At 61.9% G+C, this 25,744-nt stretch carries 29 protein-coding genes; 16 read left to right on the top strand and 13 right to left on the bottom strand.

From position 1 onward, the window contains the following. Nucleotides 1–91: 91 nt before the first annotated feature. From P2W41_RS13900 to P2W41_RS13875, 6 genes are all read left to right on the top strand, one after another. Nucleotides 92–1,276: a cell wall hydrolase gene (locus P2W41_RS13900; RefSeq protein ID WP_404933453.1), complete on the top strand. Its 1,185-nt coding sequence runs from the start codon at nucleotides 92–94 to the stop codon at nucleotides 1,274–1,276. A 245-nt stretch (nucleotides 1,277–1,521) separates the two neighbouring features. Further along, on the top strand, nucleotides 1,522–1,875 hold the full coding sequence (locus P2W41_RS13895; protein WP_292899713.1) for an AtpZ/AtpI family protein: 354 nt from the start codon (nucleotides 1,522–1,524) through the stop codon (nucleotides 1,873–1,875). A gap of 39 nt (nucleotides 1,876–1,914) precedes the next feature. Continuing rightward, entirely contained in the window at nucleotides 1,915–2,664 is a 750-nt protein-coding gene (locus P2W41_RS13890; RefSeq protein WP_292899715.1) for a F0F1 ATP synthase subunit A, read from the top strand. A 127-nt stretch (nucleotides 2,665–2,791) separates the two neighbouring features. Beyond that, entirely contained in the window at nucleotides 2,792–3,016 is a 225-nt protein-coding gene (locus tag P2W41_RS13885) for a F0F1 ATP synthase subunit C (RefSeq protein WP_065816112.1), read from the top strand. Between the two features lie 65 nt (nucleotides 3,017–3,081). After that, a complete protein-coding gene (locus tag P2W41_RS13880) occupies nucleotides 3,082–3,663 on the top strand; it encodes a F0F1 ATP synthase subunit B (RefSeq protein WP_065816111.1) in 582 nt (193 codons plus the stop codon). Nucleotides 3,664–3,672: 9 nt separating this feature from the next. Next, a complete protein-coding gene (locus P2W41_RS13875) occupies nucleotides 3,673–4,152 on the top strand; it encodes a F0F1 ATP synthase subunit B (RefSeq protein ID WP_292899721.1) in 480 nt (159 codons plus the stop codon). Nucleotides 4,153–4,215: 63 nt separating this feature from the next. Here the strand turns inward: P2W41_RS13875 and P2W41_RS13870 are convergent, their stop codons facing one another. Next, nucleotides 4,216–4,953, bottom strand: coding sequence for a TetR/AcrR family transcriptional regulator (locus tag P2W41_RS13870; protein ID WP_404933452.1), 738 nt, complete (start codon nucleotides 4,951–4,953; stop codon nucleotides 4,216–4,218). Between the two features lie 70 nt (nucleotides 4,954–5,023). Here P2W41_RS13870 and P2W41_RS13865 point away from each other — a divergent pair, with 70 nt between their 5' ends. Continuing rightward, a complete protein-coding gene (locus P2W41_RS13865) occupies nucleotides 5,024–5,593 on the top strand; it encodes an NnrU family protein (RefSeq protein WP_404933451.1) in 570 nt (189 codons plus the stop codon). Here the strand turns inward: P2W41_RS13865 and P2W41_RS13860 are convergent. The 8 genes from P2W41_RS13860 to P2W41_RS13825 form a co-directional block, all read right to left on the bottom strand. Continuing rightward, complete coding sequence (locus P2W41_RS13860; RefSeq protein WP_404933450.1) at nucleotides 5,519–6,262, bottom strand: ribonuclease HII; 744 nt, start codon at nucleotides 6,260–6,262, stop codon at nucleotides 5,519–5,521. The genes P2W41_RS13865 and P2W41_RS13860 overlap by 75 nt on opposite strands. A 220-nt stretch (nucleotides 6,263–6,482) precedes the next feature. Then, nucleotides 6,483–7,637, bottom strand: coding sequence for a PA0069 family radical SAM protein (locus tag P2W41_RS13855; protein ID WP_292899729.1), 1,155 nt, complete (start codon nucleotides 7,635–7,637; stop codon nucleotides 6,483–6,485). A 233-nt stretch (nucleotides 7,638–7,870) separates the two neighbouring features. Then, entirely contained in the window at nucleotides 7,871–8,431 is a 561-nt protein-coding gene (moaB, locus tag P2W41_RS13850; protein WP_292899731.1) for a molybdenum cofactor biosynthesis protein B, read from the bottom strand. Beyond that, nucleotides 8,403–9,299 (bottom strand): 4-(cytidine 5'-diphospho)-2-C-methyl-D-erythritol kinase, encoded by an 897-nt coding sequence (locus P2W41_RS13845; protein WP_292900072.1) that lies wholly within the window; start codon nucleotides 9,297–9,299, stop codon nucleotides 8,403–8,405. Before P2W41_RS13845 ends, moaB begins: the two co-directional genes overlap by 29 nt. Nucleotides 9,300–9,323: 24 nt before the next feature. Continuing rightward, nucleotides 9,324–9,509 (bottom strand): hypothetical protein, encoded by a 186-nt coding sequence (locus tag P2W41_RS13840; RefSeq protein WP_292899733.1) that lies wholly within the window; start codon nucleotides 9,507–9,509, stop codon nucleotides 9,324–9,326. Nucleotides 9,510–9,560: 51 nt separating this feature from the next. Then, nucleotides 9,561–10,436 carry a S49 family peptidase gene (locus P2W41_RS13835; protein WP_404933449.1) on the bottom strand — a complete coding sequence of 292 codons (876 nt, stop codon included), beginning with the start codon at nucleotides 10,434–10,436 and terminating at the stop codon, nucleotides 9,561–9,563. Between the two features lie 83 nt (nucleotides 10,437–10,519). Then, nucleotides 10,520–11,311: a tRNA1(Val) (adenine(37)-N6)-methyltransferase gene (locus tag P2W41_RS13830; protein ID WP_292899736.1), complete on the bottom strand. Its 792-nt coding sequence runs from the start codon at nucleotides 11,309–11,311 to the stop codon at nucleotides 10,520–10,522. Continuing rightward, a complete protein-coding gene (locus P2W41_RS13825; RefSeq protein WP_292899738.1) occupies nucleotides 11,295–11,534 on the bottom strand; it encodes a DUF2007 domain-containing protein in 240 nt (79 codons plus the stop codon). Before P2W41_RS13825 ends, P2W41_RS13830 begins: the two co-directional genes overlap by 17 nt. A gap of 178 nt (nucleotides 11,535–11,712) precedes the next feature. Between P2W41_RS13825 and P2W41_RS13820 the strand changes: the two genes are divergently transcribed. The 5 genes from P2W41_RS13820 to P2W41_RS13800 all read left to right on the top strand — a co-directional run bounded on the left by P2W41_RS13820 (nucleotide 11,713) and on the right by P2W41_RS13800 (nucleotide 17,188). Next, on the top strand, nucleotides 11,713–12,726 hold the full coding sequence (locus P2W41_RS13820; protein ID WP_292899740.1) for a polyprenyl synthetase family protein: 1,014 nt from the start codon (nucleotides 11,713–11,715) through the stop codon (nucleotides 12,724–12,726). Nucleotides 12,727–12,862: 136 nt separating this feature from the next. After that, nucleotides 12,863–14,923 carry a tetratricopeptide repeat protein gene (locus P2W41_RS13815; RefSeq protein ID WP_404933448.1) on the top strand — a complete coding sequence of 687 codons (2,061 nt, stop codon included), beginning with the start codon at nucleotides 12,863–12,865 and terminating at the stop codon, nucleotides 14,921–14,923. Nucleotides 14,924–14,986: 63 nt separating this feature from the next. Continuing rightward, nucleotides 14,987–15,700, top strand: coding sequence for a TylF/MycF/NovP-related O-methyltransferase (locus tag P2W41_RS13810; protein WP_404933447.1), 714 nt, complete (start codon nucleotides 14,987–14,989; stop codon nucleotides 15,698–15,700). A gap of 70 nt (nucleotides 15,701–15,770) precedes the next feature. Further along, on the top strand, nucleotides 15,771–16,724 hold the full coding sequence (locus P2W41_RS13805; protein WP_404933446.1) for a glycine--tRNA ligase subunit alpha: 954 nt from the start codon (nucleotides 15,771–15,773) through the stop codon (nucleotides 16,722–16,724). An 80-nt stretch (nucleotides 16,725–16,804) separates the two neighbouring features. Continuing rightward, nucleotides 16,805–17,188, top strand: coding sequence for a VOC family protein (locus tag P2W41_RS13800; RefSeq protein ID WP_404933445.1), 384 nt, complete (start codon nucleotides 16,805–16,807; stop codon nucleotides 17,186–17,188). 222 nt (nucleotides 17,189–17,410) lie between these two features. Here P2W41_RS13800 and P2W41_RS13795 read toward each other — a convergent pair whose 3' ends face one another. After that, nucleotides 17,411–17,608: a hypothetical protein gene (locus P2W41_RS13795; RefSeq protein ID WP_404933444.1), complete on the bottom strand. Its 198-nt coding sequence runs from the start codon at nucleotides 17,606–17,608 to the stop codon at nucleotides 17,411–17,413. 141 nt (nucleotides 17,609–17,749) lie between these two features. Here P2W41_RS13795 and glyS point away from each other — a divergent pair, with 141 nt between their 5' ends. Next, nucleotides 17,750–19,942: a glycine--tRNA ligase subunit beta gene (glyS, locus tag P2W41_RS13790; RefSeq protein WP_404933443.1), complete on the top strand. Its 2,193-nt coding sequence runs from the start codon at nucleotides 17,750–17,752 to the stop codon at nucleotides 19,940–19,942. A 102-nt stretch (nucleotides 19,943–20,044) separates the two neighbouring features. Here glyS and P2W41_RS13785 read toward each other — a convergent pair whose 3' ends face one another. Continuing rightward, complete coding sequence (locus P2W41_RS13785; RefSeq protein ID WP_404933441.1) at nucleotides 20,045–20,458, bottom strand: hypothetical protein; 414 nt, start codon at nucleotides 20,456–20,458, stop codon at nucleotides 20,045–20,047. A gap of 100 nt (nucleotides 20,459–20,558) precedes the next feature. Then, nucleotides 20,559–21,095 (bottom strand): hypothetical protein, encoded by a 537-nt coding sequence (locus tag P2W41_RS13780; protein WP_404933440.1) that lies wholly within the window; start codon nucleotides 21,093–21,095, stop codon nucleotides 20,559–20,561. Nucleotides 21,096–21,375: 280 nt separating this feature from the next. Here P2W41_RS13780 and P2W41_RS13775 point away from each other — a divergent pair, with 280 nt between their 5' ends. The 3 genes from P2W41_RS13775 (at nucleotide 21,376) to P2W41_RS13765 (ending at nucleotide 24,667) form a co-directional block, all read left to right on the top strand. Further along, a complete protein-coding gene (locus tag P2W41_RS13775) occupies nucleotides 21,376–22,338 on the top strand; it encodes an L-threonylcarbamoyladenylate synthase (RefSeq protein WP_404933439.1) in 963 nt (320 codons plus the stop codon). 76 nt (nucleotides 22,339–22,414) lie between these two features. Next, complete coding sequence (locus P2W41_RS13770) at nucleotides 22,415–23,830, top strand: FAD-binding oxidoreductase (protein WP_292899756.1); 1,416 nt, start codon at nucleotides 22,415–22,417, stop codon at nucleotides 23,828–23,830. 273 nt (nucleotides 23,831–24,103) lie between these two features. Beyond that, nucleotides 24,104–24,667, top strand: a complete 564-nt coding sequence (locus tag P2W41_RS13765) for a DUF6101 family protein (RefSeq protein ID WP_025029476.1) — start codon at nucleotides 24,104–24,106, stop codon at nucleotides 24,665–24,667. Between the two features lie 9 nt (nucleotides 24,668–24,676). Here the strand turns inward: P2W41_RS13765 and ubiA are convergent, their stop codons facing one another. Then, nucleotides 24,677–25,660 (bottom strand): 4-hydroxybenzoate octaprenyltransferase, encoded by a 984-nt coding sequence (gene ubiA, locus P2W41_RS13760; RefSeq protein ID WP_292899759.1) that lies wholly within the window; start codon nucleotides 25,658–25,660, stop codon nucleotides 24,677–24,679. Nucleotides 25,661–25,744 lie beyond the last annotated feature (84 nt).

Genomic DNA, 25,744 nt, shown 5'->3' with positions numbered 1-25,744 from the left:
CGAGCGGGAGAAGCCTCTCCGTTAACCAGTGATCAAGGTTAACCAAATATGGTTTTGGAAATCGGGTTGAGTTGCGTAGCGGAGAGTGTGGGTGCTTCGTCGGAGTGGAAGAATACCGCGCAAGGCGGTTGATGAATCGCGTTCCTTTCTGGCGCCAGCTTTGGTGGCGTTGGGGTTCTGGATCGGGTTTCCGGGCATTGTCGCACACCAGGACATGGCCGGACTGGTTTCCGGAGAAGAGGGCACGGGGCCGCGCTGGGCGGCCTTCGTGGAAAAATCGGTTGCCGGTTCGATCCATCAGGCAGAGATGCCATTTGTCGATGGCGACCTGAAGACAGGCGGCATTTCCGGTTCCGGGATCGCTGCACCCGGCATCGGCAAGATCGCCTTCCGCGGCAAGAAAGGGTTCACCGGAACCACGCCCGACGAGGAGCGCATCAACCGTAAAGAAAAGACCGGGCGTCTCGTGCAGGTCGTACCTGTGCAGCCCCCGAAGCTTTTTGAAGCCGGCACCATATTTGAAAAGACCAGTTTTCTCCTCGAAAAGCCGAGATCCGATCAACCGCTGATGGCGTTTGTCGATCCCGACATCAAGGGCAAGGAAGTACGCATCGCCTCGGCATTCTATATGAAAAAGGACGAGAAGGCCGATCCTTCGCTGCCGCGGGCGATCGCCGAGCTGGTTAACAACGATCAGCCTGATGTTCTTGCCACGGCTTACGCGCCGCAGAAGCCCGACTATGCGAAAGCCTCGCCATTTGCCAGCATCCTGCGCGAAGAGGAGCCGACAGGCGGGCGGTTTATTCCACCCGTTGACGCGAAGGATCATTCCTGGGCGCGGCAACCTCTGCCGGAAACGGTGTTCTCGAAAAGTGAGCAGCAATGTCTTGCGGCCGGAATTTACTTTGAGGCGCGCGGCGAGTCCGTGAAGGGGCAGGCAGCTGTCGCCCAGGTGATCCTGAATCGCGTGCGCAACCCCACCTATCCGAACACGATCTGCGGCGTCGTCTACCAGAACGAGAAATGGCGCAACCGCTGCCAGTTTTCATTCGCCTGTGACGGGATTCGCGACCGTGTGGCTAGCCCGGCGCACTTCAAGACGGCACAGGAGGTGGCGATGGCCACGACCGCAGGCAAGATCTGGCTCCCCGAAGTAGGCTCCTCCACTCACTATCATGCGACTTATGTGCACCCGCGCTGGGCCAATGCAATGCAGCGCATGAAAAAGATCGGCCAGCACATTTTCTACCGCACCTATGGCGGCGGCTGGAACTGACCAGGGCGGCGAAATCCCTCAAATGACGGGTTGAAAAGCGGCATGACCTGCCGCGATTCCCGCTTTCAGCATGGCATTTGGCGCTGCGCGCATTGTCGCATCTAGCCATCGTGTTGTTTTTCAAAGAATTTTCGACTTTGTGAATGGCGTCGACAGCGGCTTGACTGGGGCGTGGGCGCTCACTATGTTGCGCGCGACTTTCAAGCGGATAGCCGCTGACCAGCAAACCCGGTACGGAGATTGCGGTGGCCGACAAGGATCAGCCGGACGACCTGGAGCGCCGGCGCGCCGATCTGGAGAAGGCTCTCGCAGAGAAACGACCGGCCAGGCAAGACGGCGGTGAAGGGAAGACGAAGGGCGATATGGCGGGCGCCGCGCAGGCGCTCAGACTGTCCAGCGAGTTTATTGCCGGCGTGGGTGTCGGCGCTGCTCTTGGATGGTTCATCGACCATTTTGCCGGTACGTCTCCCTGGGGACTGATCATTTTCCTGCTCCTCGGTTTTGGGGCAGGTGTTCTGAATGTCCTGCGTTCGGCGGGACTTGTTGCTGAATTTGGGATCCGCTCATCGGATGACGGGCGGGATCCTGAGAAGAAGTGAACGGCGCCCGGGCGCCAGACCAGAAGTGAGGGGGGCCAGGTGGCCAACGATCCGATCCATCAGTTCCAGATCTCCAAGTGGATTCCCATTGAGGTCGGCGGACTGGATTTCTCCTTTACGAACTCGTCCGCCTTCATGGTTGCGACGGTGGTCGCTGCCGGGGCTTTTCTGTTCCTGACGACGTCGAGCCGTGGCCTGGTGCCTGGCCGCCTGCAGTCGATCTCGGAGATGAGCTACGAGTTTGTGGCTTCCATGCTGAGAGATTCGGCGGGCTCGCACGGGATGCGGTTCTTCCCGTTCGTGTTCTCGATCTTCATGTTCGTCCTGATGGCCAACCTTCTTGGTCTCTTCCCTTACTTCTTTACAGTGACCAGCCACATCATCGTCACCTTCGCGCTCGCGCTTCTGGTGATCGGAACGGTTGTCGTCTATGGTTTCTGGAAGCACGGTTTCGGCTTCCTCAGGCTTTTCGTGCCGCAGGGGGTGCCCGGTGTGGTTGTCCCGCTGGTGGTTCTGATCGAGATTGTCTCGTTCCTGTCGCGTCCGGTCAGCCTTTCGGTTCGTCTCTTCGCAAACATGCTGGCGGGACACATCACGCTCAAGGTTTTTGCCGGCTTCGTCACCTCCATGAGCGCGCTTGGTGCGGCCGGTGTGGCCGGTGCCATTCTGCCGCTGATCATGACCGTGGCGATCACCGGTCTCGAATTCCTCGTCGCCTTCATGCAGGCCTACGTCTTTGCCGTTCTGACCTGCATGTATCTGAACGATGCCGTCCATCCGGGCCACTGATCAAGAGGTTTGAAAAGTCTGGCTTCGTACTGGCCTCAAGGGTCGGTCAGAGGAAAACAGGTTTCACCGGCGGTTTCCGCCAAGTCTGAAGAAAACACGCAAATCCGCGATCACAAGGAGTTTTAAAATGGAAGTAGAAGCAGCAAAGGCTATCGGCGCCGGTATCGCTTGTTTCGGCATGGCCGGTGCAGCGCTTGGCCTCGGCAACATCTTCGGCAGCTATCTTTCGGGCGCCCTGCGCAACCCGTCGGCAGCAGACGGCCAGTTCGGCCGCCTGATCTTCGGCTTCGCCGTGACGGAAGCTCTCGGCATCTTCTCGCTGCTCATCGCTCTGCTCCTCCTCTTCACCTAAGCGCGCCTTTCGTGTGCGTGGCCGGCCGCTTTCGGGCGTCCGGCCGGTTTTAAAAGAGGTAGACAATGTTTGTGGCATCGGCATTCGCAGCCTCGGCGCAAGACGCCGCGGAAGCGACCCATTCGGAAACCGGCGTGGCGTCTGACGGCGCACACGAAGCCGGCTTCCCGCCTTTCGATTCGTCCACATTTCCGTCGCAGATCCTGTGGCTGGCGATTACCTTCGGGCTGTTCTACCTGTTCCTGAAGCGCGTCGTGCTGCCGCGCATCGGCGGCATTCTGGAAGTGCGGCGTGACCGCATTGCCCAGGATCTCGACCAGGCGGCGCGGATGAAGGAAGAGGCGGACGAGGCTGTTGCTGCCTATGAGCAGGAGCTGGCTGACGCCCGCAAGAAGGCCAATGTCATCGGCCAGGAAGCCCGTGACGCCGCCAAGGCGGAAGCGGACGCGGAACGTCGTGAGATCGAGAAGCAGCTAGACGCCAAGCTCGATGAGGCCGAAAAGCGCATCGCCTCGATCAAGGAAACGGCCATGAAGGACGTGGGTACGATTGCCGAGGACACGGCAGCCTCCATCGTCCAGGAACTGGTCGGCGGCCAGCTCGACAAGACTGCGGCGAAAGCCGCCGTCAAGTCCGTGAAGCAGTAGGAGAGGGCCATGGACGCGACATTCTGGGCGTTTGTAGCCCTGATCATCTTCCTGGGGGTCCTTGCTTATTTCAAGGTGCCCGGCATGATCAACGGGGCGCTCGACGGGCGTGCCGAACGCATCCGCAACGAGCTGGATGAAGCGCGCAAGCTGCGCGAGGACGCGCAGCAACTGCTCGCCGAGTATCAGCGCAAGCGGCAGGAAGCCGAGCAGGAGGCGCAGGACATTGTCAGCGCCGCCAAGCACGAGGCCGAACTGATCGTCAAGGAAGCCAAGCAGAAGACGGATGAATATGTCGCCCGTCGCACGGCCCTTGCCGAACAGAAGATCGAACAGGCCGAGCAGGACGCGGTGAACGAGGTGCGCGCGAGCGCCGTGGACCTCGCCGTGGAAGCCGCGCGCAGCATTCTGGCCGAGAAGGTCGATGCCAAGACCGGCGGAGAGCTGTTCAAGGCTTCGATCCAGGACGTGAAGTCGAAGCTGAACTGACGGGCTTTCGGAAGCTGAACATTTTGAAACGCCGCCGTTTCCGGCGGCGTTTCTTATTGAGCATCACACTGGTGGCTCATAGGGCACATCAAGCAGGGAACAGAGCTCGCTCAGGCATTCCTCGAACGAGGGCTCCATGTCGGTATAGGCAAAGGCGACCTGCTGGAAGACCTCCATGCACAGATGACCGTAGAGCCTGATCCAGCATTTTAAAAAGACATGGGCCGCGTCGGGCGGCAGGAGGCCGTCGATACGGCTGCTGAACGCGATGAGCTGGTCGACCTGCGTGGTCGGCATGTCGTCGAGGTCCGGGATGGGAAACCGTTGCGTGTGCCAGATTGCGGCGACCTGTTCGAGAAATACCTGACCGAACGCACCGGGGGATGCCTGTTCCGTGACATGCGGAAGCGCGGCAGCCCGACTGACGGCCACGGGGTCTGCGAACAGCCAGCCAAACTCGGCTGAGTGCGCGAGCGCCCAATGGCGCAGCGCCCGGCAGATGGCATTCAGACGGCGGCCCGGCGTGTCGGCCCCGGGATGCTTGCCAGCCGCCCGCATGAAAGCAATCAACTCCTCGAAAAACTGCTCGCGCAGTGCTTCGATCAGAGCAGCCTGGCTTGGATAATAGCGATAGAGGGCCGGGCCGCTCATGCCCATTCTGCGCGCAATCGCGTTGATGGTGACCGCGCCGCTTCCTTCACGAACAAGCAGGTCCCGGGCGATCGTATGGATCTCACGAAAAGTGGCAGCACGTAGAGCCGCTTTTCGGCTCGGCGTGCGTACTCTCTCGGCAGTTTTCATTTTCACCGCTATGCCATATAATTTTAGTTATGCTATCTAACAAAAATTAAATGTGCAAACAGGGATTGTCATGTCGGTACTCGTGGTCGGACTCCTCGTCTTTCTTGGCATTCATTCCCTGCGCATCTTCGTTCCGGACCTGCGCACCGGGGTGATGGAAGCCCATGGAGAGCGCGCGTGGCTTTTGCCCTACACCGCAGCTTCGATCCTCGGGCTCGTCCTGATCATCTGGGGCTACGGGCTGGCGTGTCTCGACCCAGCGCTGGCTTACTCGCCGCCGGCTTCGCTGCGTCACCTGGCCATTCTTCTCCTGCTGCCGGTCTTTCCCCTGCTGATCGCCGCCTATGTCCCCACGCGACTGCGAGTGGCAGTGAGGCATCCCATGCTTCTGGCCACGATTCTGTGGGGCATCGCTCATCTGATGGCGAACGGAACGCTGGCGGACCTCGCCCTTTTCGGCGGCTTCGCGGTCTGGGCGGCAATCGACTGGATCTCGGCGGCTAACAGACCAGGCAACGGCAAGATCAGACAGCCTGACGGCTGGACGGGGGATATGATTGCCATTCTAGGCGGGCTGGTGATCTATGGCCTGATTATCGGCGGCCTCCACCAGTGGCTGATCGGTGTTTCGCCTCTCTGAGGCGGGTAGCGACGGTCCAAGATCGCGCAGCGGGGCGAAGCTCATCCGGTGCAGGCGCGATACTGCACCATGCTCCGTTATGGCTGTGCGGTGGCGCTTGGTGCCGTAGCCCATATGCGCCTCGAAACCGTAGGCCGGTGTCACACCGCCCGCACGCGTCATCATGCGGTCCCGCGTCACCTTGGCGACGATGGAGGCAGCGGCTATCGACTGGCTGCGCTGATCGCCCTTCACCACGGCACGTGCCGGGCAGCAAAGCCCCGGCGGCACATCGCGGCCATCGGCCAGCGCAAACAGCGGCGTGACGCACAGCCCGGCGGCAGCCCGGCGCATGGCCTCCAGGCTGGCGCGCAGGATGTCGGACCGGTCTATGTTTGCCGCGCAGATAGACGCTACGGAGACGCTGACGGCCATCTCGATAATGGCTTCGAAGAGCCGGTCGCGCGCCTCGGCGGGCAGCCGCTTGGAATCGTCAAGCCCATCGGGTAGGCGGTTTGCATCGAGGATGACAGCGGCGGCGACTACAGGACCGGCGAGCGGACCGCGCCCAGCCTCGTCGAGACCTGCAACAGGGGCGAGACCCTCGCGCAGGAGCGCGGCCTCCATCTGGAAGTCGGGACGAACAGGCAGATCAAAAAGAGTGGGAGAATCGGAACGCGTGCGAGCCATAATGCGGCGATGCTCGCATCGCTTCCGATTCTCCGCAAGGGCCTCCCGGCAACGAGGGGGCGGATGGGCCGGGAAGCGCCCGTCGGCTACGGGGATGCAAAGCCGGACGGGAAGTGGGGGCGTGAGAAGCAGTACTTTCTCATGGAAACACGGTACCGCTCCGATGCGTCAATATTCCAATCCAAGCCTGGAACAGGCGGGCGGACCGGCCGGGAAAGGGTCAAAGCAGCATGAGCTGTTCGCCTCCCGGTTGCGGTTGTTTGAACAGGTCCGTCCTCAGTTTGCGTTTTTCCTGGTTGAGCCCGAGCCGCTTTGCCGCGATCTCGAAGCGCCGGCCGATCTGCCAGGCATAGGGGCCTGTGCCCTTCATCCGCTTGCCCCATTCGGCGTCGTAATCCTTGCCGCCGCGCATGGAGCGGATCAGGGAAAGAACGTGGCGATAGCGGTCGGGCGCATGGCGCAGGAGCCATTCCTTGAAGATGGGGCTGACCTCCAGCGGCAGACGCAGGATGATATAGCCCGCCTCGCGCGCGCCGGCGGTGGCTGCCGATTCCAGAATGCGCTCGATCTCGCAATCGGTGAGGCCGGGAATGACGGGGCCCATCATCACGGATGTCGGTATGCCGGCGTCGGTCAGCGCACGGATGGCTTCCAGTCGTCGCGAGGGCGTTGCCGCGCGCGGTTCCATGGTACGCGCCAGCTTGCGGTCCAGTGTGGTGACGGAAAGAGCGACCTTGGCCAGTCCCTTCTCCGCCATGCGCGAAAGAATGTCGATATCGCGCATGACGAGAGCCGATTTGGTGACGATGCCCACCGGGTGCGCGTGCGCCTCCAGCACTTCGAGGATTTCGCGCATGATGCGGTATTTTTTCTCGATGGGCTGATAGGGATCGGTGTTGGTGCCGATGGCGATTGTGCGCGGCTGATAGCCCGGTTTGGAAATCTCACGCTCCAGAAGCCGTGCGGCATCCGGTTTGGCAAAGAGCTTTGCCTCGAAGTCGAGCCCCGCCGACAGGCCCATATAGGCGTGGGTGGGGCGGGCGAAACAATAGACGCAGCCATGCTCGCAGCCGCGATAGGGATTGATGGAGCGGTCAAAGGAGATGTCGGGCGAGGTGTTGCGCGTGATGATGGTGCGCGGCCTCTCCACCTGGACCTCGGTCTTGAAGGGTGGCAATTCCTCAAGCGAGCCCCAGCCATCGTCAAAGACATGGCGGGAGACAGGCTCATAGCGGCCCGATGGATTGATGCCCGCAGCACGGCCCCGCCGGCGCTCGGAATCGATGCGAATGCCCGACCGGTCGATCACCGTGTTGGCCATCGCGGCCCCGCCGCCATCGAAGGCGGCTGCATCTGCTCTCACAATCTGTTCCATGGCTTGCTCCATGACTGAGCGATTTCGCTGGCTTTCCAGTACGCGGGGCCAGGTTATGACCCTGGAGCCGAAAGCAGAATCAGCGTCGCTGCCGATGAATCTATTCCTATTCGAATAATGAGAACAAAGCAAGAACTTTTGGCGAGATTGAGGCTGGTGAATATTCCACAGGCGTGCGGAAGGGCTGGCGGGGGCGGTGCCGCGTTCTCCGGCTTTTCAGGGGCGGGAAGGGATCAGGCGGACTTGCCGCCGCCGCGCTTCAGGTGTTCGGCAAGGCGCGGCATGATTTCCACGAAATTGCAGGGCATGTGCCGGTAGTCGAACTGGTCTTTCAGAATACCGTCCCAGGCATCACGGCAGGCGCCGGTGGAGCCCGGCAACACGAAAACAAAGGTCTGGTCGATCAACCCGGCCGTGGCGCGCGACTGGACGGTGGACGTGCCGATTTTTTCGTAGGAGATGCGGTGGAAGACCTGCGAGAAGCCATCCATGCGCTTGTCGAACAGCGGTTCCAGCGCCTCTGGCGTCACGTCGCGCCCGGTGAAGCCGGTGCCACCCGTGGTGATGACGGCATCGACGCCGGGATCGGCGCACCACAGTTTGACGGCCATCTGGATGGCTTCGATATCGTCTGCGACGATCTTTCGATCGGCGAGCGTGTGGCCGGCCTCCGCGATGCGTTCGGCAAGGGTCTGGCCGGAGCGGTCGTCCTCAAGACCGCGCGTGTCGGAAACGGTCAGCACCGCGAAGCGGACGGGGATGAATTCACGCGCGGGCGTAGTTGAAATGGGCATGGTCAGCTCGGGTGCTTTGGGACGCTCTGGTTTCGGTGGCAAGGACAAACCAGTCCGGATGGCGCTCTTCGAGAAGGGCAGCGGCCTGATATGCCTCATGACGGGAAGAAAAGACGCCGAAGCACGTGGCACCGGAGCCGGACATGCGGGAAAAGAGCGCACCGGCTCGCCTCAGCGCGCCACGGGCATCCTCGATCTGTGGCACAAGCTGACAGGCCGGCTCCTCCAGATCGTTGCGCGCCTCTTGAAGCCAGTTGGCGGCCGAAGCCGTGTCGGCAAACACGGCAAGGGCGGGCAGGGGAGGATTCTCGCGCCGCTCGAGTCTGGAAAAGACCTCGGGCGTGGAAACCGGAATATTGGGGTTCACCAGAACAAGTGGCAGGGCCGGGAATTGCGGCAGTTCCTCAAGCGCCTCGCCGATCCCGCGTGCAAGAAGCGGTTTCGATGAAAGACACATGGGGACATCCGCGCCGAGGCTGAGGCCAAGCCTGGCGAGCGCGGCTTCATCGACGTCGATCTGCCAGTGGCGGACGAGCAGCCTGAGCGCGGCAGCCGCATCTGCCGAACCGCCACCAATGCCGGAGGCGACAGGCAGGTTTTTTTCAAGGTGCAGATGAACGGGAGCGCGGGCTCTCTCCCCGAATGTTTCGCGCAGAAGATCGCGGGCGCGGGTGACGAGATTGGTCTCGCCGATGGGGACATGAGCCGCGAAATGGCCGGAAACGAAGAAATCGTCTTCCGCCCCGTCTTCCACTTCGAGCAGGTCGCCATGGCTGGAAAAGGCCACAAGACTGTCCAGCAGATGAAATCCGTCCGCACGCCGTCCAGTGACGTGCAGCGCCAGGTTCACCTTCGCAGGGGCGATCATGCTGGACATCGCTTGTCTCAGGTATCAGTCTTTGGCGACGCGGTATTCGCCGGTCTTCGGGTCGTAGACGAGCGTTCCCATGCTGCCATTCGCCGCCTCCTTGCGGGCGCGCCGGGCCTTCGCGGTCACGCGCTCTGCCTCGCGGACGAATTTGCGGTAGCCGACATAGGCCACCACGCCGACCGCGGCAAAGAAGATCAGTTGCGGCATTGTCGATCCTCCGGTTTCACGCGCGCGAGTTTAACGCCCGGTCGCGCCTCGTCAAAGTCCAAAGCGGCGCCAGAGCGCCTGTTCCTCGGCCGCCTCGATCAGACCCGTCGCGGCATTGCCGGCGATTGCAGCACCAAGATCCGGAATGCTACCGGCGCTGCCGGAAATGCCGAGCTTGCGCCCGAACAGGCCGCGCGGCTGGGTGATGAGAGCGAGCTTCGTCTTATTGCCATAGCGCTCCTTCAAAACGGAGCGCATGTCGCCGAGGCCGTCGACCAGGCCCAGTTCAAGCGCGTGCGTGCCCGTCCAGAAGGCGCCGGTGAAAAGCTCCGGATCGTCGGCGAGCTTGGCGCCGCGCCGCTCCTTGACGAGATTGATGAACATCTCGTGCATTTCGAGCTGCAGGGCCTTGAGACGCTCCACGTCTTCCTTCTTTTCCGGCTGGAAGGGATCGAGGATCGCTTTGTTCTGGCCGGCCGTGTGAACCCGGCGCTCGACGCCGATCTTCTTGATAAGCTCCTGAAAGCCGAAGCCGGCGGACACGACGCCGATGGAGCCCACGATGGAGGAAGGGTCGGCAATGATCTCGTCGCCGGCCGCTGCGATCATGTAACCGCCGGAAGCGGCCACATCCTCCACGAAGATGAAGACTTTCCTGTCTTTCTCCACCGCCAGATCGCGAATGCGGCGGAAGATAAGGCGCGACTGAACGGGCGAGCCGCCCGGCGAATTGAGCGCGATGGCAACGGCCGGCGCATCGGGGACAGCAAACGCCTTCTCGATCACGGTCGCGGTGGTGGCGAGCGAGAGGTTCTGGCGCGTCAGGCTGTTGGACGGCATGATCGCGCCGGAAAGCCGGATCACCGGAATGGTGACGGCATCACCGCGAAGTTTTTTGGGGACGAGGCGGCTGAGAAGGCGTCGCAAGGGCGTGCTTACTCCAGAAAAATGGAACGTGTTGCTCGTGAGCATGTAGGCATTTGCGCGGTTCGTGCAATGGCCGGGCTCGTTCAATCGCCGAAAAGCGCCGCCTGTCCGTTGGTCAGCGCCTCGGCGCGTTCGGTCACCTGGTTGTCGGCGTCGCGCAGGATGAGGGGCGGCTCCAGTGTCAGCCCGGCACGGTTGCCCTTCTGGGCACGCAGGAGGATACGGATTGCCGGGTTCCCGGAACGTCCATGCACCGGCACGATGCGTGCGGCACCGAACCGGCCCTTCAACGCGTCGAGAATGGGCGAGAGCGAAGCGGGACGGGCGATCAGCGCCAAAAACCCTCCGGGCATGGTGATGGCGGCTGCCGTGCGCAGCCAGGTTTCGAAAAGCGTGTCGTCCATCACATGGGCCACCCGTTTCAATGCATCCGGCGTGGCACGGTCGCTGGGGCTGTTGAAGGGCGGGTTCATGATCGTCGCCGCATAGGCATTGCGCAAAAGCCCGGCCCTCTCGCGTGCATCGCCTGAAAGCGTGACATCGGCCTCAATCAGGCGCACGCGGCCAGACAAAGCCGAGTTGTGCGGCAGCGCGATGCTGCGGCGGGCGCATTCGGCCATTTCGGGTGCGTTCTCGATGAGGGTCACAAGGGCTTTCCCACAGCGGGCGGCAACCGCGAAGCCGGCAGCCCCCGCGCCGGCGCCGAGATCGGCAATTGCGCCTTCAAGGCCTTTCGGGAGGGCGGAGGCGAGCAGCATCGCGTCGACGCCCGAGCGATGACCGCGACCGGCAGGCTGCACGAGCCGAAACGCATCGCGGTGGAAAGAATCGACGCTGTACCCCGCTTCGGCACTCGTGTCAGGGATTCTGTTCATCGTCGAAACGTGCTTCGTTCTCGATACCGGCGTCTTTTAGCAATTGGAGGGCCGCCGCCTGGTCATCCTCGTCGATCATGACACGGCGCGGCAGAATCCCGAGCGAGCCTTCCATGATGCTCATGTTCTGGTCCGCGACGAAAAATGCAATGCCGGCGTCGCGCAGGAGGCTTTCAACGAAGGAAATGACCACGGGATCATTGGTGCGGATGAGTTCGATCATGGGCGCGACGTTGACAGTTTGCGCAACCCCTGTAAACGACTTCGTGATTGGCGGGTAAGCGCACCGTGCGCATTCGCCGCTTGCCCCGCGTGGGGGCGGGGCACTAGATTGCCGGGAAGTTTGGACGTTTCGGTCGGGTTTTTCCTGTCCGTGCCTGGTCGTGATTGGAGGACCATCTGTGGGTGTAGTGTTGAATCTCGATGGCAAGCGTGGCGCAGCCTCCGTCGCGAGCCTCATGGACCTGACCGCCGACGAAATGGCGCGCGTCAACGAACTGATTCTGTCGAAGGCGGGTTCGGATGTCGAACTCATTCCCGAACTCGCGAAGCATCTCATTGATTCCGGCGGCAAGCGCCTGCGCCCCATGGTGACGCTCGCTGCCGCACAGATGTTCGGCTATGAGGGCGAGGGGCATGTGAAGCTCGCCACCAGCGTGGAATTCATGCACACGGCCACCCTGCTGCACGACGATGTGGTGGATGAAAGCGATTTGCGCCGGGGCCGCAAGACCGCCCGCATGATCTGGGGTAACCAGGCAAGCGTTCTGGTGGGTGATTTCCTGCTTGGCCAGGCGTTTCGCATGATGGTCGAGGTCGGATCGCTCGATGCGCTCGACATCCTGTCCACGGCGGCGTCCGTCATTGCCGAGGGCGAGGTGCTTCAGCTCAGCGTCGCCAAGAATCTGGAGACGACAGAGGACGAATATCTGGCGGTCATCAAGGCCAAGACGGCTGCGCTTTTCTCGGCTGCTGCCGAAGTTGGACCGGTCGTGGCAGGTGCAACCCGCAACGACCGCGCGGCGCTGCGCTCCTACGGCACCAATCTCGGTCTGGCGTTCCAGCTCGTCGACGATGCACTCGACTATGGCGGCAAGAGCTCGGACCTCGGCAAGAATGTCGGCGACGATTTCCGCGAGGGCAAGGTGACATTGCCGGTAATCCTGAGCTACCGCCGTGGCAGTCCGGACGAACGGGCCTTCTGGAAAAGCGCCATCGAGGAGAATCAGTGCGACGATGCAGCGCTCGAAAAGGCGATCGGGCTTCTGCACAAGCATGGCGCCATTGGCGACACGATCGGGCGGGCGCGCCATTTCGGCGAGATCGCCCGCGACGCGCTGGCTCCGCTCAGGCCCACCCCGCAGAAAGATGCGCTGCTTGACGTGATTGATTTCTGTATCAGCCGCGTGACCTGATAGCAGGGGAGACAGTTCTCGTTGAAGCGTTTCCGCAAAAAGGCCATGCTTGTCTGCGAGGAAAGCAGGGATTCCCCAACTTCTTCGCTTCGGCAGAAAAAGGGGAGATGAGGACAAGTATGCAGCGGGATGGTCAATGAGAAAGTGCTTCAACTCGGGACTGTTGGCAACGGTCGGCCTTGCGGGGTTTCTCGCATTCGCTCCTCAGGCAGCGATGGCGAGAGAGGGAGGAGCCGACGATCGTGACCTGATCGCGATTTCCTCTTTCTCCGGTGCTTTCCTGGCCGCACGCGCTGCTGAGGCAGACAATGATTTCGAGAGCGCCATCGACTACTACGAGCGGGCGCTCGCCTTTCAGCCCGACAATCAGGCCATCCAGCAAAGCCTGCTCCTTGCCCTGGTCGCTGAAGGTCGGTTTGACGATGCACTGCCGCATGCACGAGCGCTGAAGTCCGTTCCTGAGATGGAACGCTTCTCGCGGCTTGGGCTCGCCGTCGATGCGCTACGCCATGAGAAATATGCACAGGCGGAAAACTGGCTGAAGCTGGTCCTGGAATCGGATCTTGACCGCCTGATTACATCGATCATGTCTGCCTGGGCGGAGTTGGGGCAGGGGCAGACCGACAGGGCGCTGGCATCTCTCGACGAGCTTGAAGGGCCGGACTGGTATCGCCTGTTCCGCTCCTACCACCGTGCGCTGATGCTCGCGCAGAGCGGGAAAAATGCCGATGCCGAGAAGGCTTTTGATGCCTTGTTGGGCGATGTGACAGCAGCATCGGCCGGGCCGGACACCTATATGCGCGCGGCTGAAGCCTATGCATCCTGGCTTGCCGAACGCGGCGAGAAGGACAAGGCGCTCACAGCGCTTGAAAATGGCGAGAAATACATCACCGGCCGCGCTGCCACGACAATTCTGCGCGAGAAGATCGAGGCTGGCGATACGGTGACCTTTCCGGTCCCTGATCCGCGCGCCGGTGCTGCGGAAATCCTGCTCAACATCGCCACCGCTCTCAATCGCGGAGGCGGTGAGCCGTTTGTGAAGCTCTATCTGAATTATGCGCTGGCGCTAAGTCCGGACAATGACGACATCCTGATCCAGCTTGCCTCGTTGGCCGAGCAGCAGAGTGAGCCGGAAAAAGCCATCAGCTTCTATGACCGGATCAAACCCGGCTCGCCCTGGCGCCGGCTGGCCGAACTTCAGACCGGGCTGAACCTTGCCGACCTCGACCGGCATGAGGAGGCGGAAACCTATCTCAATGCCGCCATCGAGAAAGACCCTGACGATATTCGTGCCTATCTTTCGCTGGGCCGCGTTTTTGCGGTTCAGAAGGATTACCGTTCTGCCGCCAATGTCTATGATCGGGCGGTCGAGCGCATTGCAGAGCCGGAGCGCGAACACTGGAGCCTCTTCTACCAGCGCGGCATCGCCTATGAGCGGTTGAAGGAATGGGAGAAGGCAGAGCCGAATTTCTTCAAGGCGCTCGATCTGTACCCGGATCAGCCGCAGGTGCTGAATTATCTGGGTTATTCCTGGGTCGACATGAACATGAAGCTGGAAGAGGGGCTCGAGCTTATCGGCCGGGCGGTCGAACTGCGCCCCAATGACGGCTATATCGTCGATTCGCTTGGCTGGGCGCATTACAGGCTCGGCCGTTACGAGGAAGCGGCAAAGGAGCTTGAGCGTGCCGTTTCGCTGCGTCCCGAGGACCCGGTTCTGAATGATCATCTGGGCGATGCCTACTGGCGCACCGGCCGCAGGCTGGAAGCTACCTATCAATGGTCGCACGCACGCGATCTCGATCCCGAGCCCGATCTTCTGGCCGAGGTGGAGAAGAAATTGAAGGAAGGCCTGCCCGACGAAGAGCCGAAGAAAATTGCCGATGCCTCGACGCCGGAGAAGGTGATCGCCGGCGGGACGGCCACCCCCGAAGAATCGCCTGCCGTAAAGGCTGCAGAGCCAGAATCCACCGAAGAGCCGAAGACCGAAACCAAGGCGGTCGAGACCCCGGAAAAGGCAGCTACGGGTGATGCATTTTATACGATCAAGGACGGTGAGACGCTCTGGTCCATCGCTGTCGACCAGCTCGGTGATGGGGAACGGTTCCGCGATATTCTGGCAATCAATCCCGATCTCCAGCGCAATCCTGACCTGCTTCGGGCCGGACAGGAAATCCGTCTTCCTTCCCAGGAACAGTGAAACAGTGAACGGGTAGGCTCATAGGGTTTCCTTCACGACAAAACGGGCGGATCACGCGTGGGGATGTTTCAGAAACTGGGGCGATCGATCGCCAAACGCAGATTGACGCTGTCCTTGCCACCCATTGCACGGGAGGTGATGAGAGACGGTCTGACCTATCTGCCGCTCGAGCGCATGGCATCACTCAATTCCGAGCTTGAGCGCGTTGTAGCACAAGATGTTCCCGGAGATATTGCCGAGTTCGGCATGGCGCTGGGTGGATCCGCGATTGTGCTGGCCAGGCGTCGTGGCAGGCGGCGGTTTTTCGGGTTCGACGTGTTCGGCCGGATACCCCCGCCAACCGATGACGATGGGGCGGATGCCCACAACCGGTTCAAGGTGATTGCCGAGGGAAAGTCGACCGGCATTCGCGATGGCGAATATTACGGGTACATGGATGATCTGTATGGCCGGGTCATATCGTCCTTCGGGAAGTATGGGCTGAGCGTTGACAACCAGTCGATCATCCTTCGGAAAGGCTTGTTTCAAGACACGTTTTCTCCCTCGGAGAGCGACCGTTTCTGCCTGGTGCATATTGATTGCGACTGGTACGATCCTGTCTTCTTCTGCCTCACATCGGTGTCCCCGTGCCTGAACCCGGGTGGAGCCATCATCGTTGACGATTACAACGATTATGAAGGGTGTCGAAACGCGGTGGACAAGGTGCTGGCCGAGGATGCCTCATTATGGCTGGAGCGCACGGTGCCGCACGCCGTCATCAGGAAGCGGCCATCATGAAAAACGCGCTGTGCCTTGACGCTCGGCAGGGCGCGGAATAGGACGTGCCGGCATCATCCGGAGAAGCATTGTGACCGCGCCAAGCACCGATCTGCCCATCACGCACCCCACGCGCTCGTTTCAGGGCCTCATCCTGACCCTGCACAATTACTGGGCTGCGCATGGCTGCGTGATCCTGCAGCCCTATGACATGGAAGTAGGCGCAGGCACGTTTCACCCGGCAACGACACTGCGTTCGCTGGGGCCAAAGCCGTGGAATGCGGCTTACGTTCAGCCCTCGCGCCGGCCAAGCGACGGGCGCTATGGCGAGAACCCGAACCGGCTCCAACACTATTACCAGTATCAGGTGATCCTGAAGCCCAACCCATCCAACCTGCAGGAGCTTTATCTCGGCTCGCTGGAGGCCATCGGCCTCGACATGGCGACGCACGATGTGCGCTTCGTGGAAGACGACTGGGAGAGCCCGACGCTTGGCGCATGGGGCCTTGGCTGGGAGTGCTGGTGCGATGGCATGGAAGTGTCGCAGTTCACCTATTTCCAGCAGGTTTGCGGCATCGAATGCGCGCCCGTGGCCGGCGAACTGACCTATGGTCTTGAGCGGCTGGCCATGTACGTGCAGGGCGTGGACAATGTCTACGACCTCAACTTCAACGGCCTGGAAGGCGATGCCAAGGTGACCTATGGCGACGTCTTTCTGCAGGCCGAGCAGGAATATTCGCGCTTCAACTTCGAATATGCCGACACGGACATTCTGTTCCAGCATTTCAAGGATGCCGAGGCCGAGTGCCAGGCGATTCTTGCGGCCGGCGCACCGGCGGACGCGGGGCATCTGCATAAATGCGTGTTCCCCGCCTATGACCAGTGCATCAAGGCGAGCCATGTCTTCAACCTGCTCGATGCGCGCGGCGTGATCTCGGTGACGGAGCGGCAGAGCTACATTTTGCGCGTGCGCGAACTGGCGAAAGCCTGCGGTGAGGCGTTTTTGCAGACGGATGCGGGCGGCGCAGAGAAAGCTGCTGCCTGAACAACTTTCTTTGGCGATTGAAGCGGCGGGGCGTATCATGGATGCGCCCCGTTTTTCGTACGGGGCCAAGGGAGGAAATCATGATACAGCATGGCTATTTCCACTGGAATGAACTGATGACCCGCGACACGGAGAAGATGAAAGCCTTCTATGCGGCGACGGTGGGCTGGACCTTTGAAGGCATGGATATGGGCGGCGGACAGACCTATTGGATTGCCAGGGCCGGTGGTGAGCCGGTTGCAGGGCTGTTTCCGATGGCCGGGCCGGATTTCGAAGGTGTCGAAGAGCACTGGATGCCCTATCTGGCGGTTGATGGCGTGGATGCGGTTCTGGAGAAGGCGAAGGGTAGCGGCGCCGAGGTTTTGCGCGCACCGTTTGATGTGCCCGGCATAGGCCGTATCGCCATTCTGCGCGAGCCCGGTGGCGCGAAGATCGGCTGGATGACGCCTGCCAACCCGGCTTAGCGCTCAGGATTGGACGGGGCAAACCGACGAGGGGACAGTCCCGACGCGTTTGAGAGCGTTGCGCGAAGCCCGTTGCGTTGCCCTCGTGCGTGGTTCGACAGGCTCACCATGAGGGATGTAGCGGCCGGCAGGGAACCTGACCGAGAGTGTAGAGGCAGGCTTGAGGCAAATCCGCTCCTCATGGTGAGCCTGTCGAACCACGCACGACCATCCCGAAAATCGTCAGGCTGGATCGATCGAACCTGCAAGATGCAGGGCTTCGGTTGCAACAGCCATGGCGCGGGGCTCCTTTTGCTCTGCCGAAAGCGTCTGCAGGGCGCGGCGGATGCCGGAGGGGCGCTCGATGCTGCCGGGCATGGCCTGAAGGATCAGGCAGGCGCTGAGCGCGATGGAATGCAGGAGGGCGGGGGCGGCTGTCATCGTTCTCATCCGGTGGTGATCTGATGCCTGTTCGTCGCACCGGGCGATGAAAAGGTTCATTCGCACCGCGTGGCGGGTGACATCGGCGGGCGGAGTTGCTATTGCCGGGCGCGACACAGTCCGCTTTTCAGAGACCTTTCAATGCCCGATCTTCTTCTCGAACTCCGCTCCGAGGAAATTCCCGCCCGCATGCAGCGCAAGGCCGCCGGCGACCTGAAGAAGCTGGTGACGGACGGTCTCGTGGATGCGGGGCTGACTTATGAGGCGGCCACCGAATACTGGACGCCGCGCCGGCTGGCGCTCGACATTCGCGGCGTAACCGCCCGCTCGAAGGATGTGCGCGAGGAGCGCAAGGGCCCGCGCACCGACGCGCCGGAAAAGGCCATTCAGGGCTTTTTGCGCGGGGCAGGGCTTTCCTCCATCGATGAGGCGGAAATCCAGAGCGACCCGAAGAAGGGCGATTTCTATGTGGCGGTGATTGAGAAGCCCGGCCGGGCGGCTGAAGAGATCGTCGCCGAGATCATGCCGGGCATCATCCGCAATTTCCCGTGGCCCAAATCCATGCGCTGGGGCGCTGCCTCGGCAAAGCCCGGCAGCCTGCGCTGGGTGCGCCCGCTGCAATCGATCCTGTGCACCTTCGGACCGGAAACCGAGGAGCCGGTCGTGGTGGATTTCGAGATCGATGGCATCCGCTCGGGCAATGTCACCTTCGGCCACCGCTTCCATGCGCCCGACGCCATCACCGTGCGGCGTTTTGATGATTATGTGGAGAAGCTGGAAGCGGCGAAGGTCGTGCTCGACCCCGACCGCCGCAAGCGCATCATCCTTGACGACGCGCGCAATCTCGCCTTCGCCAACGGGCTGGAGCTTGTGGAAGACGAGGGGCTTCTGGAGGAAGTTTCGGGCCTCGTGGAATGCCCGGTGGTGCTTCTGGGGGAATTTGAGGAAGACTATCTGACGATCCCCCCTGAGGTGATCCGGCTGACGATCCGCGCCAACCAGAAGTGCTTTGTCTGCCGCCCGCAGGGCGAGACGGAAAAGCTGTCCAATCGCTTCGTCATCACCGCCAATATCGAGGCGAAGGACGGCGGCAGGGAAATTGCGCACGGCAATGGCAAGGTGGTGCGCGCGCGGCTTTCCGATGCGCTCTATTTCTGGAAGACGGACCAGGCGGCGCTGCCGGATCTCGGTAAGCTTGAGGGCTCGGCGGAAAAATTCGGGCTCGATCTTTCAAAGCCGCTCGACCAGCGCATGGCGCGGCTCGACCATCTGGGCGTGACCTTCCATGCGAAGCTCGGCACGCAGGGTCAGCGCGTGGCGCGGATCGCGGCACTGGCGAAGAAGCTTGCGCCTGTGGTGGGGGCGGACCCGGCGGAGGCCGTGCGCGCGGCGCATCTGGCCAAGGCCGATCTCCAGACCGAGGTGGTGGGAGAATTCCCCGAGCTGCAGGGCTTCATGGGCCGCAAATATGCCGAACTGCAGGGCGAGAGCGCTGCGGTGGCGGCGGCCATCGAAGATCACTACAAACCGCAGGGGCCGAATGATGCCGTGCCGACCGACCCGGTGGCCGTGGCCGTTGCGCTGGCGGACAAGCTGGACATGCTTGTGTGTTTCTGGGCGATTGACGAGAAGCCGACGGGATCGAAGGACCCCTATGCGCTGAGACGCGCGGCGCTGGGGGTGATCCGGATCGTGATTGAGAATAGGGTCACTCTTAATCTACTGGATCAATTTAGATTTTCGGAGACCAACGCTTCAGACAATGTAGACGCTGCTACGGTTGTTTCTTCGGAGGATATGCGTTCGGCCAGGAATCTGGACCTCCTCTCCTTCTTCCATGATCGCCTCAAAGTCTATCTGCGCGATCAGGGTGCGCGGTATGATCTGATCGATGCGGTGATCGCCGATGATGCCGACGATCTCCTCCTGATCGTGCGGCGCGTGGAGGCGCTTTCGGAGTTTCTGGCGACCACGGATGGCGAGAACCTTCTGGCAGGTGCCAAGCGGGCAGCGAACATCGTGGCCGATGCAGAGAAGAAGGGCACTGCCATCGCTGACAAGGTCGAGGCGAAGCTGTTTGAGACCGATGAGGAGCGGGCGCTGTTCGATAGTCTGGAAGAGGCGGAGAATTTTGCCGCTCAGGCTATCGCCGCCAATGATTATGTGAAGGCGCTCTCCTTCCTGGCGCGGCTACGTCAGCCGGTCGATGCCTTCCTCGATGGCGTGATGGTCAATGCGGATGACGAAGCCGTCCGGGCAAACCGTCTGGCGCTGCTTTCACGCATTCGCAGCGCCACGGCACAGGTCGCGGATTTCTCCCGCATCACGGGCTAGAGCATCGGACCGAAAAGTGGAAACCGGTTTTCGGATTATTCCGATGCTCCATCAATCGTTTAGATCGTCCATTGTGTGTCCGATGGACGCACGGCGATCTAGTCAACCGAAAACGTAGACCGCCAGCGCCACGGCGATATAGGAGGCAAGGCCCGCCAGCGGGCCGAGTCGCTGCAGATAGGCCGGAGGCGGCGTGCCGGGCTGGCCGCGCCGGACGGCCATGAAACCGAGCACGGCGACGGCGAGAATGAAGGCTGCCGCCACGAGCTTGAGCAGGAAGGCGGTGCTCAAAAGCGCACCCTCATAGCGCACCAGCCATAACCACAAACCTGTCAGCCACAGGAGCACAACGCCTGAAAGCGTGATGAGCGTGAAGCGCGGGCGCAGCGCCAGAAGGCCCGGCGGCGGTGCGCCCTCGGAGCGCTTGGCCTGTATGGCCACCATCATCCCGCCCAGACCGCCGGCTGCCCCCAGCATGAGGCCGAACAGGTGCAGGATTTTCATGAAGGTCAGCATGGCGTTGGTCTCCGGACAATGATGCGCGGAGGGTGCGCCGCCCTGCGTGGAACGTCAAGCGTACCGGGAAGTGCTTTCCTGTCAGCCTGATGGCAGGAGCCTATTCGGGCTGTCCCACCGGCCCGCCGGAAGGCGGAGGTGCGGACGCAGGAGGCTTCGCCGCGGCGGTGCTTTCCGGCTCCGGCTTCGGGCGAGAGGCGGGCTTGTGCTCCGTCTGAGCTGCGGGCTCGGCCGGGGTCGGCTGGGGTGCGGTGGCCTGTCGCGGTGGCGTGGTCGCGGTTTCTCCGCCACGGATGATTTGCGGCATGCGGCGAGCGGCATGCGGGATGGCGCTCGTGGTCTCTCCGGCTTCGGGATGCATGTCGGGCAGTGCTGTTCCGATGCCTAAAATGGAGGGCGAAAGCCGAAGTTTTTCCGCCGACAGCGACGGGTTCAGCGAAGGGGCCGGGTAGGACAGAGGCACTTCAAGCAATGCAGGTGGAGCGGGGTTTTGCTGCTCGTATTCGTGCAGAGTGACTGTCGATGTTTGGTGCTGGGAAGCCTCGCCTGTCAATTGGAGCAGGGAAGTCGCGTGCGTGCCGCCCGCCAGAACGAGCAGCATGATGACGAGCAGTGGCTTGACCAGCCATGGCTGCATTCTCCCTTCCCCCCAATCATTGGCGGTTCTGGCGCGCGTATCATGGCGCATACGCCATCAAACGCGAAATGCATTAAGATTCAACAAACCCCTTCGTCGGCAAAGCTGTTGGCCCTGTCGCAGGTCTCCGGGATGTCGTTGCGAGGGACTGTGGGACCATGCCTGTCCTGTTGCCCGTGAGACCGGCCACAAACGAAATCCGCGCCGTGCCGTTTGCCATGCTTGCCCACATTCGGAAGGCGCGATACTCAACGGTGGGATTTTTGAAAGGACGTGCTGATTGGCTGACATTGTGCCGGAGAGTGAGGCGCTGCCACGGGCCGTGGAACAGCTGTGCGCGGGGGAGGCCATCGCCATCCCCACGGAGACGGTTTACGGGCTTGCCGCCGACGCCACCAATGGCGAGGCGGTGGCGCGCATCTATGAAACCAAGGGACGCCCGCAGTTCAACCCGTTGATCGCCCATGTGGCGGACCGGGAGATGGCCGAGCGCATCGCGGTTTTCAACCCGCTTGCGCATCGTTTGGCAGAGGCCTTCTGGCCGGGGCCGCTGACGCTGGTTCTGCCTCATCGTGCTGGTTCCGGCATTCATCCGCTGGTGACGGCCGGGCTGGACACGATAGCGCTGCGCTGCCCGAAAGGCTTCGGTGCGCGGGTGATCGAGGCGCTGGGGCGACCCGTGGCGGCTCCGAGCGCCAATTCATCGGGCCGCATCAGCGGCACAACGGCCGAAGCGGTGGAGGCTGATCTCGGCGCTCGCATTCCTTTGATCGTGGATGGCGGCCCGACGCCGGTGGGACTGGAATCCACCATTGTGAAGGTGGAGGAAAACGGCATCACGCTTCTGCGTCCGGGCGGCGTTGCGGCTGATGAGATCGAGCGCGTCACCGGTATGTCGCTGATGCGTGGTGCCAAGGGCGTGCAGGCCCCCGGCATGCTTGCCTCTCACTATGCGCCCAATGCCCATATGCGGCTTGGGGTGGCCGAGGTGAAACCGGGAGAGGCGCTGCTTGCCTTTGGGCCGCAACGTGTGGCGGGGGCGGAGAGGGCGGTTGCCATGCGCAATCTTTCGGAGAGCGGAGAGATGCGCGAGGCGGCAGCCAATTTGTTCTCGCATCTGCTCGCGCTAGACCTGTCGGGCTCTGCCACAATCGCCGTCGAGCCTGTGCCCCTTGAAGGGCTTGGCGAAGCCATCAATGATCGCCTCGCGCGCGCAGCCGCACCCCGTGATTTTGACTATTGATGGAGCATCGGAATAACCCGAAAACCGGATTCCACTTTTGGTCCGATGCTCTAAAACTTCAGGAAACAGCATATCCATGACCATCGATGCCCGTCTTCTCGCCCGCTTTGCCGAAATCGTCGGCGAGCGCCACGCATTGACCGCTGCGGACGAGATCGCGCCTTATGAGGAAGAACCGCGCGGGCTGTTTCGGGGAAAGACGCCGCTGGTGCTGCGCCCCGGCTCGGTGGATCAGGTGAGCGCCATTTTGAAGCTTGCCAGCGAAACCGGTACGGCGATCGTTCCGCAGGGCGGGAATACGGGCCTTGTGGGCGGCCAGATGCCTGACGACGATGGCAACGAAATCGTGTTGTCGCTTTCGCGTCTCAACAGAATCCGTGAGATCGATTTGAAATCCAACACGGCGACGGTGGAGGCCGGAGTGGTGTTGCAGGTGCTGCAGGATGCGGCTGCCGAAAAGGACCGCCTTTTTCCCCTGTCGCTCGGTTCGCAGGGCTCCTGCCAGATCGGCGGCAATCTTTCGTCCAATGCTGGTGGCGTGGGCGCGCTGGCCTATGGCACGGCGCGTGATCTTTGCCTCGGTGTCGAGGTCGTTCTGCCCACGGGCGAGGTCCTTGACGATCTGCGCAAGCTCAAGAAGGACAACACGGGCTACGATTTGAAAGACCTGTTCGTGGGCGGCGAGGGCACGCTGGGCGTGATCACTGCGGCGGTGGTGAAGCTTTTCCCCATACCCAAGGGGCGGGAACTGGCCTGGGCGGCGCTGCCGACCCCTGCCGACGCGCTGCGCTTTTTCGAGCTGGCCAATGACCGCGCCGGCAACGGACTGACGGCCTTCGAGCTCATCGAGCGCACGCCGCTTGCCTTCACGCTGGCGCATGTGCCGGGCTCTGTCGATCCGCTTTCCGAGGCACATCCCTGGTATGTGATGATCGAGATTTCCTCCGGGCGTTCGGGCGACGATGCCAAGGAGCTGATGGAGGAAGTGCTGACTGTCGCCTTCGAGGAAGGGCTGGTGGTGGACGCCGCAATTGCCCAGAACGAGGGGCAGGCCAATGCCTTCCGCCATCTGCGCGAATCCATGTCGGAAGCGCAAAAGCCGGAAGGCGGCTCGATCAAGCACGATATTTCCGTGCCAGTGGCTGCGATCCCCGAATTCATTGAACGTGCGGGCGAAGAGGCGCAGAAGGTCGCGCCGGGCTGCCGCGTGGTCTGCTTCGGTCATATGGGCGACGGCAATCTGCACTACAACATATCGCAGCCGAAGGATGGCGACCGCGACGCCTATCTCGCCCTCTACCGGAAGATGAACGACGCTATCCACGCCATCGTGCGCGATCTGGGCGGGTCTTTTTCGGCCGAACACGGCATCGGGCGCATGAAGCGCGATGAGCTGATCGCCACGCAACCCGCCATCGCCACGGAGCTGATGCGCCGGGTGAAGGCAGCATTTGATCCCGCTGGCATCATGAACCCGGGTAAGGTGATCTGAATTCATCAGCTTTGGGCAGGGCGCGCAACGCACTCAACACTCCGGCATCGTCATGCCGGAGCTGCCCGCATTTACCTTCCGGTCATGCCTCTTGCCAGATCGTTACACTTGGTTGGAAATCGCTAACCAACTGTAAGGTCAGCAAAATTTAACCGACTTTCTAAGCCTGACGGTAACGGGCGCGGCGCTAGGGTGCCTTCCATAACGAGGCCGAAAACGGCCCGGTGAGAGAACCGGAAAACCGGCTCTCAGGAGTGACAGGAAGGCAAGAATATGAACAGTGGGCTCAAGCCAGTCTGGGCGGGCCGCGCAATGCGGCTCGACCCCTTTCGCCTGCCGCAGGCGGTGAGCTATGCATCGCACGACGATTTCGGCGAAGTGTCCTTTACCGTGGACAATCGCGGCGTGCGTATGAAGCGCGTTCTCAACAAGAGCGGTCTGCCGGTGACCTTCGCACTGCCGACACGCGCGTTTCGCGGCGTTGCGGCACGCGCCATCGAGGATGATCTCGGCGATGTGACGGTGACGCTCGAACTGCTTCACACGGATGCGATGCTGTGCGTGCCGCTTCTGGTGGCGGGTGATCTGGACGATGTGGCTGCCGACTGGCGTGCATGGTCGGAGGCGCTGGGGCTTCCCATGCTGATGATCGAGGCCGACGGACTGGCCCGCCCGCTCGAAGAGAGCATTGGAGAGGTGAAGGCAAACCCGCCGAAGCACCGACGTCAGGGCCACGCGGTGCGGGCGCGCCGCCCGCGCTTCCTTGCACGCCGTCGATGCGGCAGCCTGGGTGTGCGCATGGTTGTTGGCGGAGCGGAGATCATCGCCCGCGACTGACTTGGGGAATCAGAACTGCGGGCTGATAACGGCCCACAGGCCCCCGCCGATCAGGCCGAGGAAGATCAGCCAGCCGACCACATTGTTGGAGCGGAAGAGCGCCAGACACTGATCCGGGTTGTCGATGTCGATGACCCGGATTTGCCGCGCCATATGGGCACCTGCGGCCACAAGACCGGCAAGTGCTGGCATCGGCACTTCGGCAAGCGCGAAGGCGACCGCAAAGAACAGAAGCGCGCCGCCATAAAGCGCGATCAGCCATTGGCGGGTTTTGTTTCCAAACAGGCGTGCGGTGGAACGAACGCCGACAATGGCATCGTCTTCCTTGTCCTGATGCGCGTAGATCGTGTCATAGCCGATGACCCAGAGGATCGAGCCGAAATAGAGAAGGACCGGAGCGAGCGACAGGCTCTCGAAATCAGCCGCCCAGCCCATCAGCGCACCCCAGGAAAAGGCAAGTCCCAGAAAGAGTTGCGGCCAGTCCGTGAATCTCTTCGCGAAGGGGTAAATCGCCACGACGATGAGCGAAGCAAAGCCGAGCGCTATGGCAAAGGCGTTGAATTGAACGAGCACCAGAAGCCCGAGCAGCGCCTGCGCCAGAAGGAAGGCCCAGGCCTGGCCGCGCGAAACCTGTCCGGAGGGCAGGGGGCGGGAGCGCGTGCGCTCGACCGCTTTGTCGATACGCTCATCCACCAGATCGTTATAGGTGCAGCCGGCCCCGCGCATGGCAATCGCCCCGACGAGGAAAAGCAGGATGTGCCAGAGCGAGGGAAGCACCTCGGCGAGCGGTGCGCCGGGCTGTGCATAGGCGGAGGCGGCAAGGGCGGTGGACCAGAGGCAGGGCCATAGAAGCAATTGCCAGCCGATGGGGCGGTCCCACCGCGCAAGCTGCGCATAGGGCCACATGCCGCGCGGCAGGATGCGATAGACCCAGTGGCCGGAAGGGGCATCGGCAACGCGGCCCTGACCTTGGCGGGACTGGATCTTTTCCATTGTGCAAATTGTCCGTTTTCGTGGGTCCTTCCTGCAGGGAGTGGCAAGCCCGCCTCTCCACGTCAAGCGTTTCTGTCGGGGAAC

This window comes from Nitratireductor sp. L15S-10, from assembly GCF_045011005.1.
Lineage (GTDB): Bacteria > Pseudomonadota > Alphaproteobacteria > Rhizobiales > Rhizobiaceae > Nitratireductor.
Note: the sequence above shows the minus strand (reverse complement) of the source record. Positions and strands in the feature narration are given on the sequence as shown.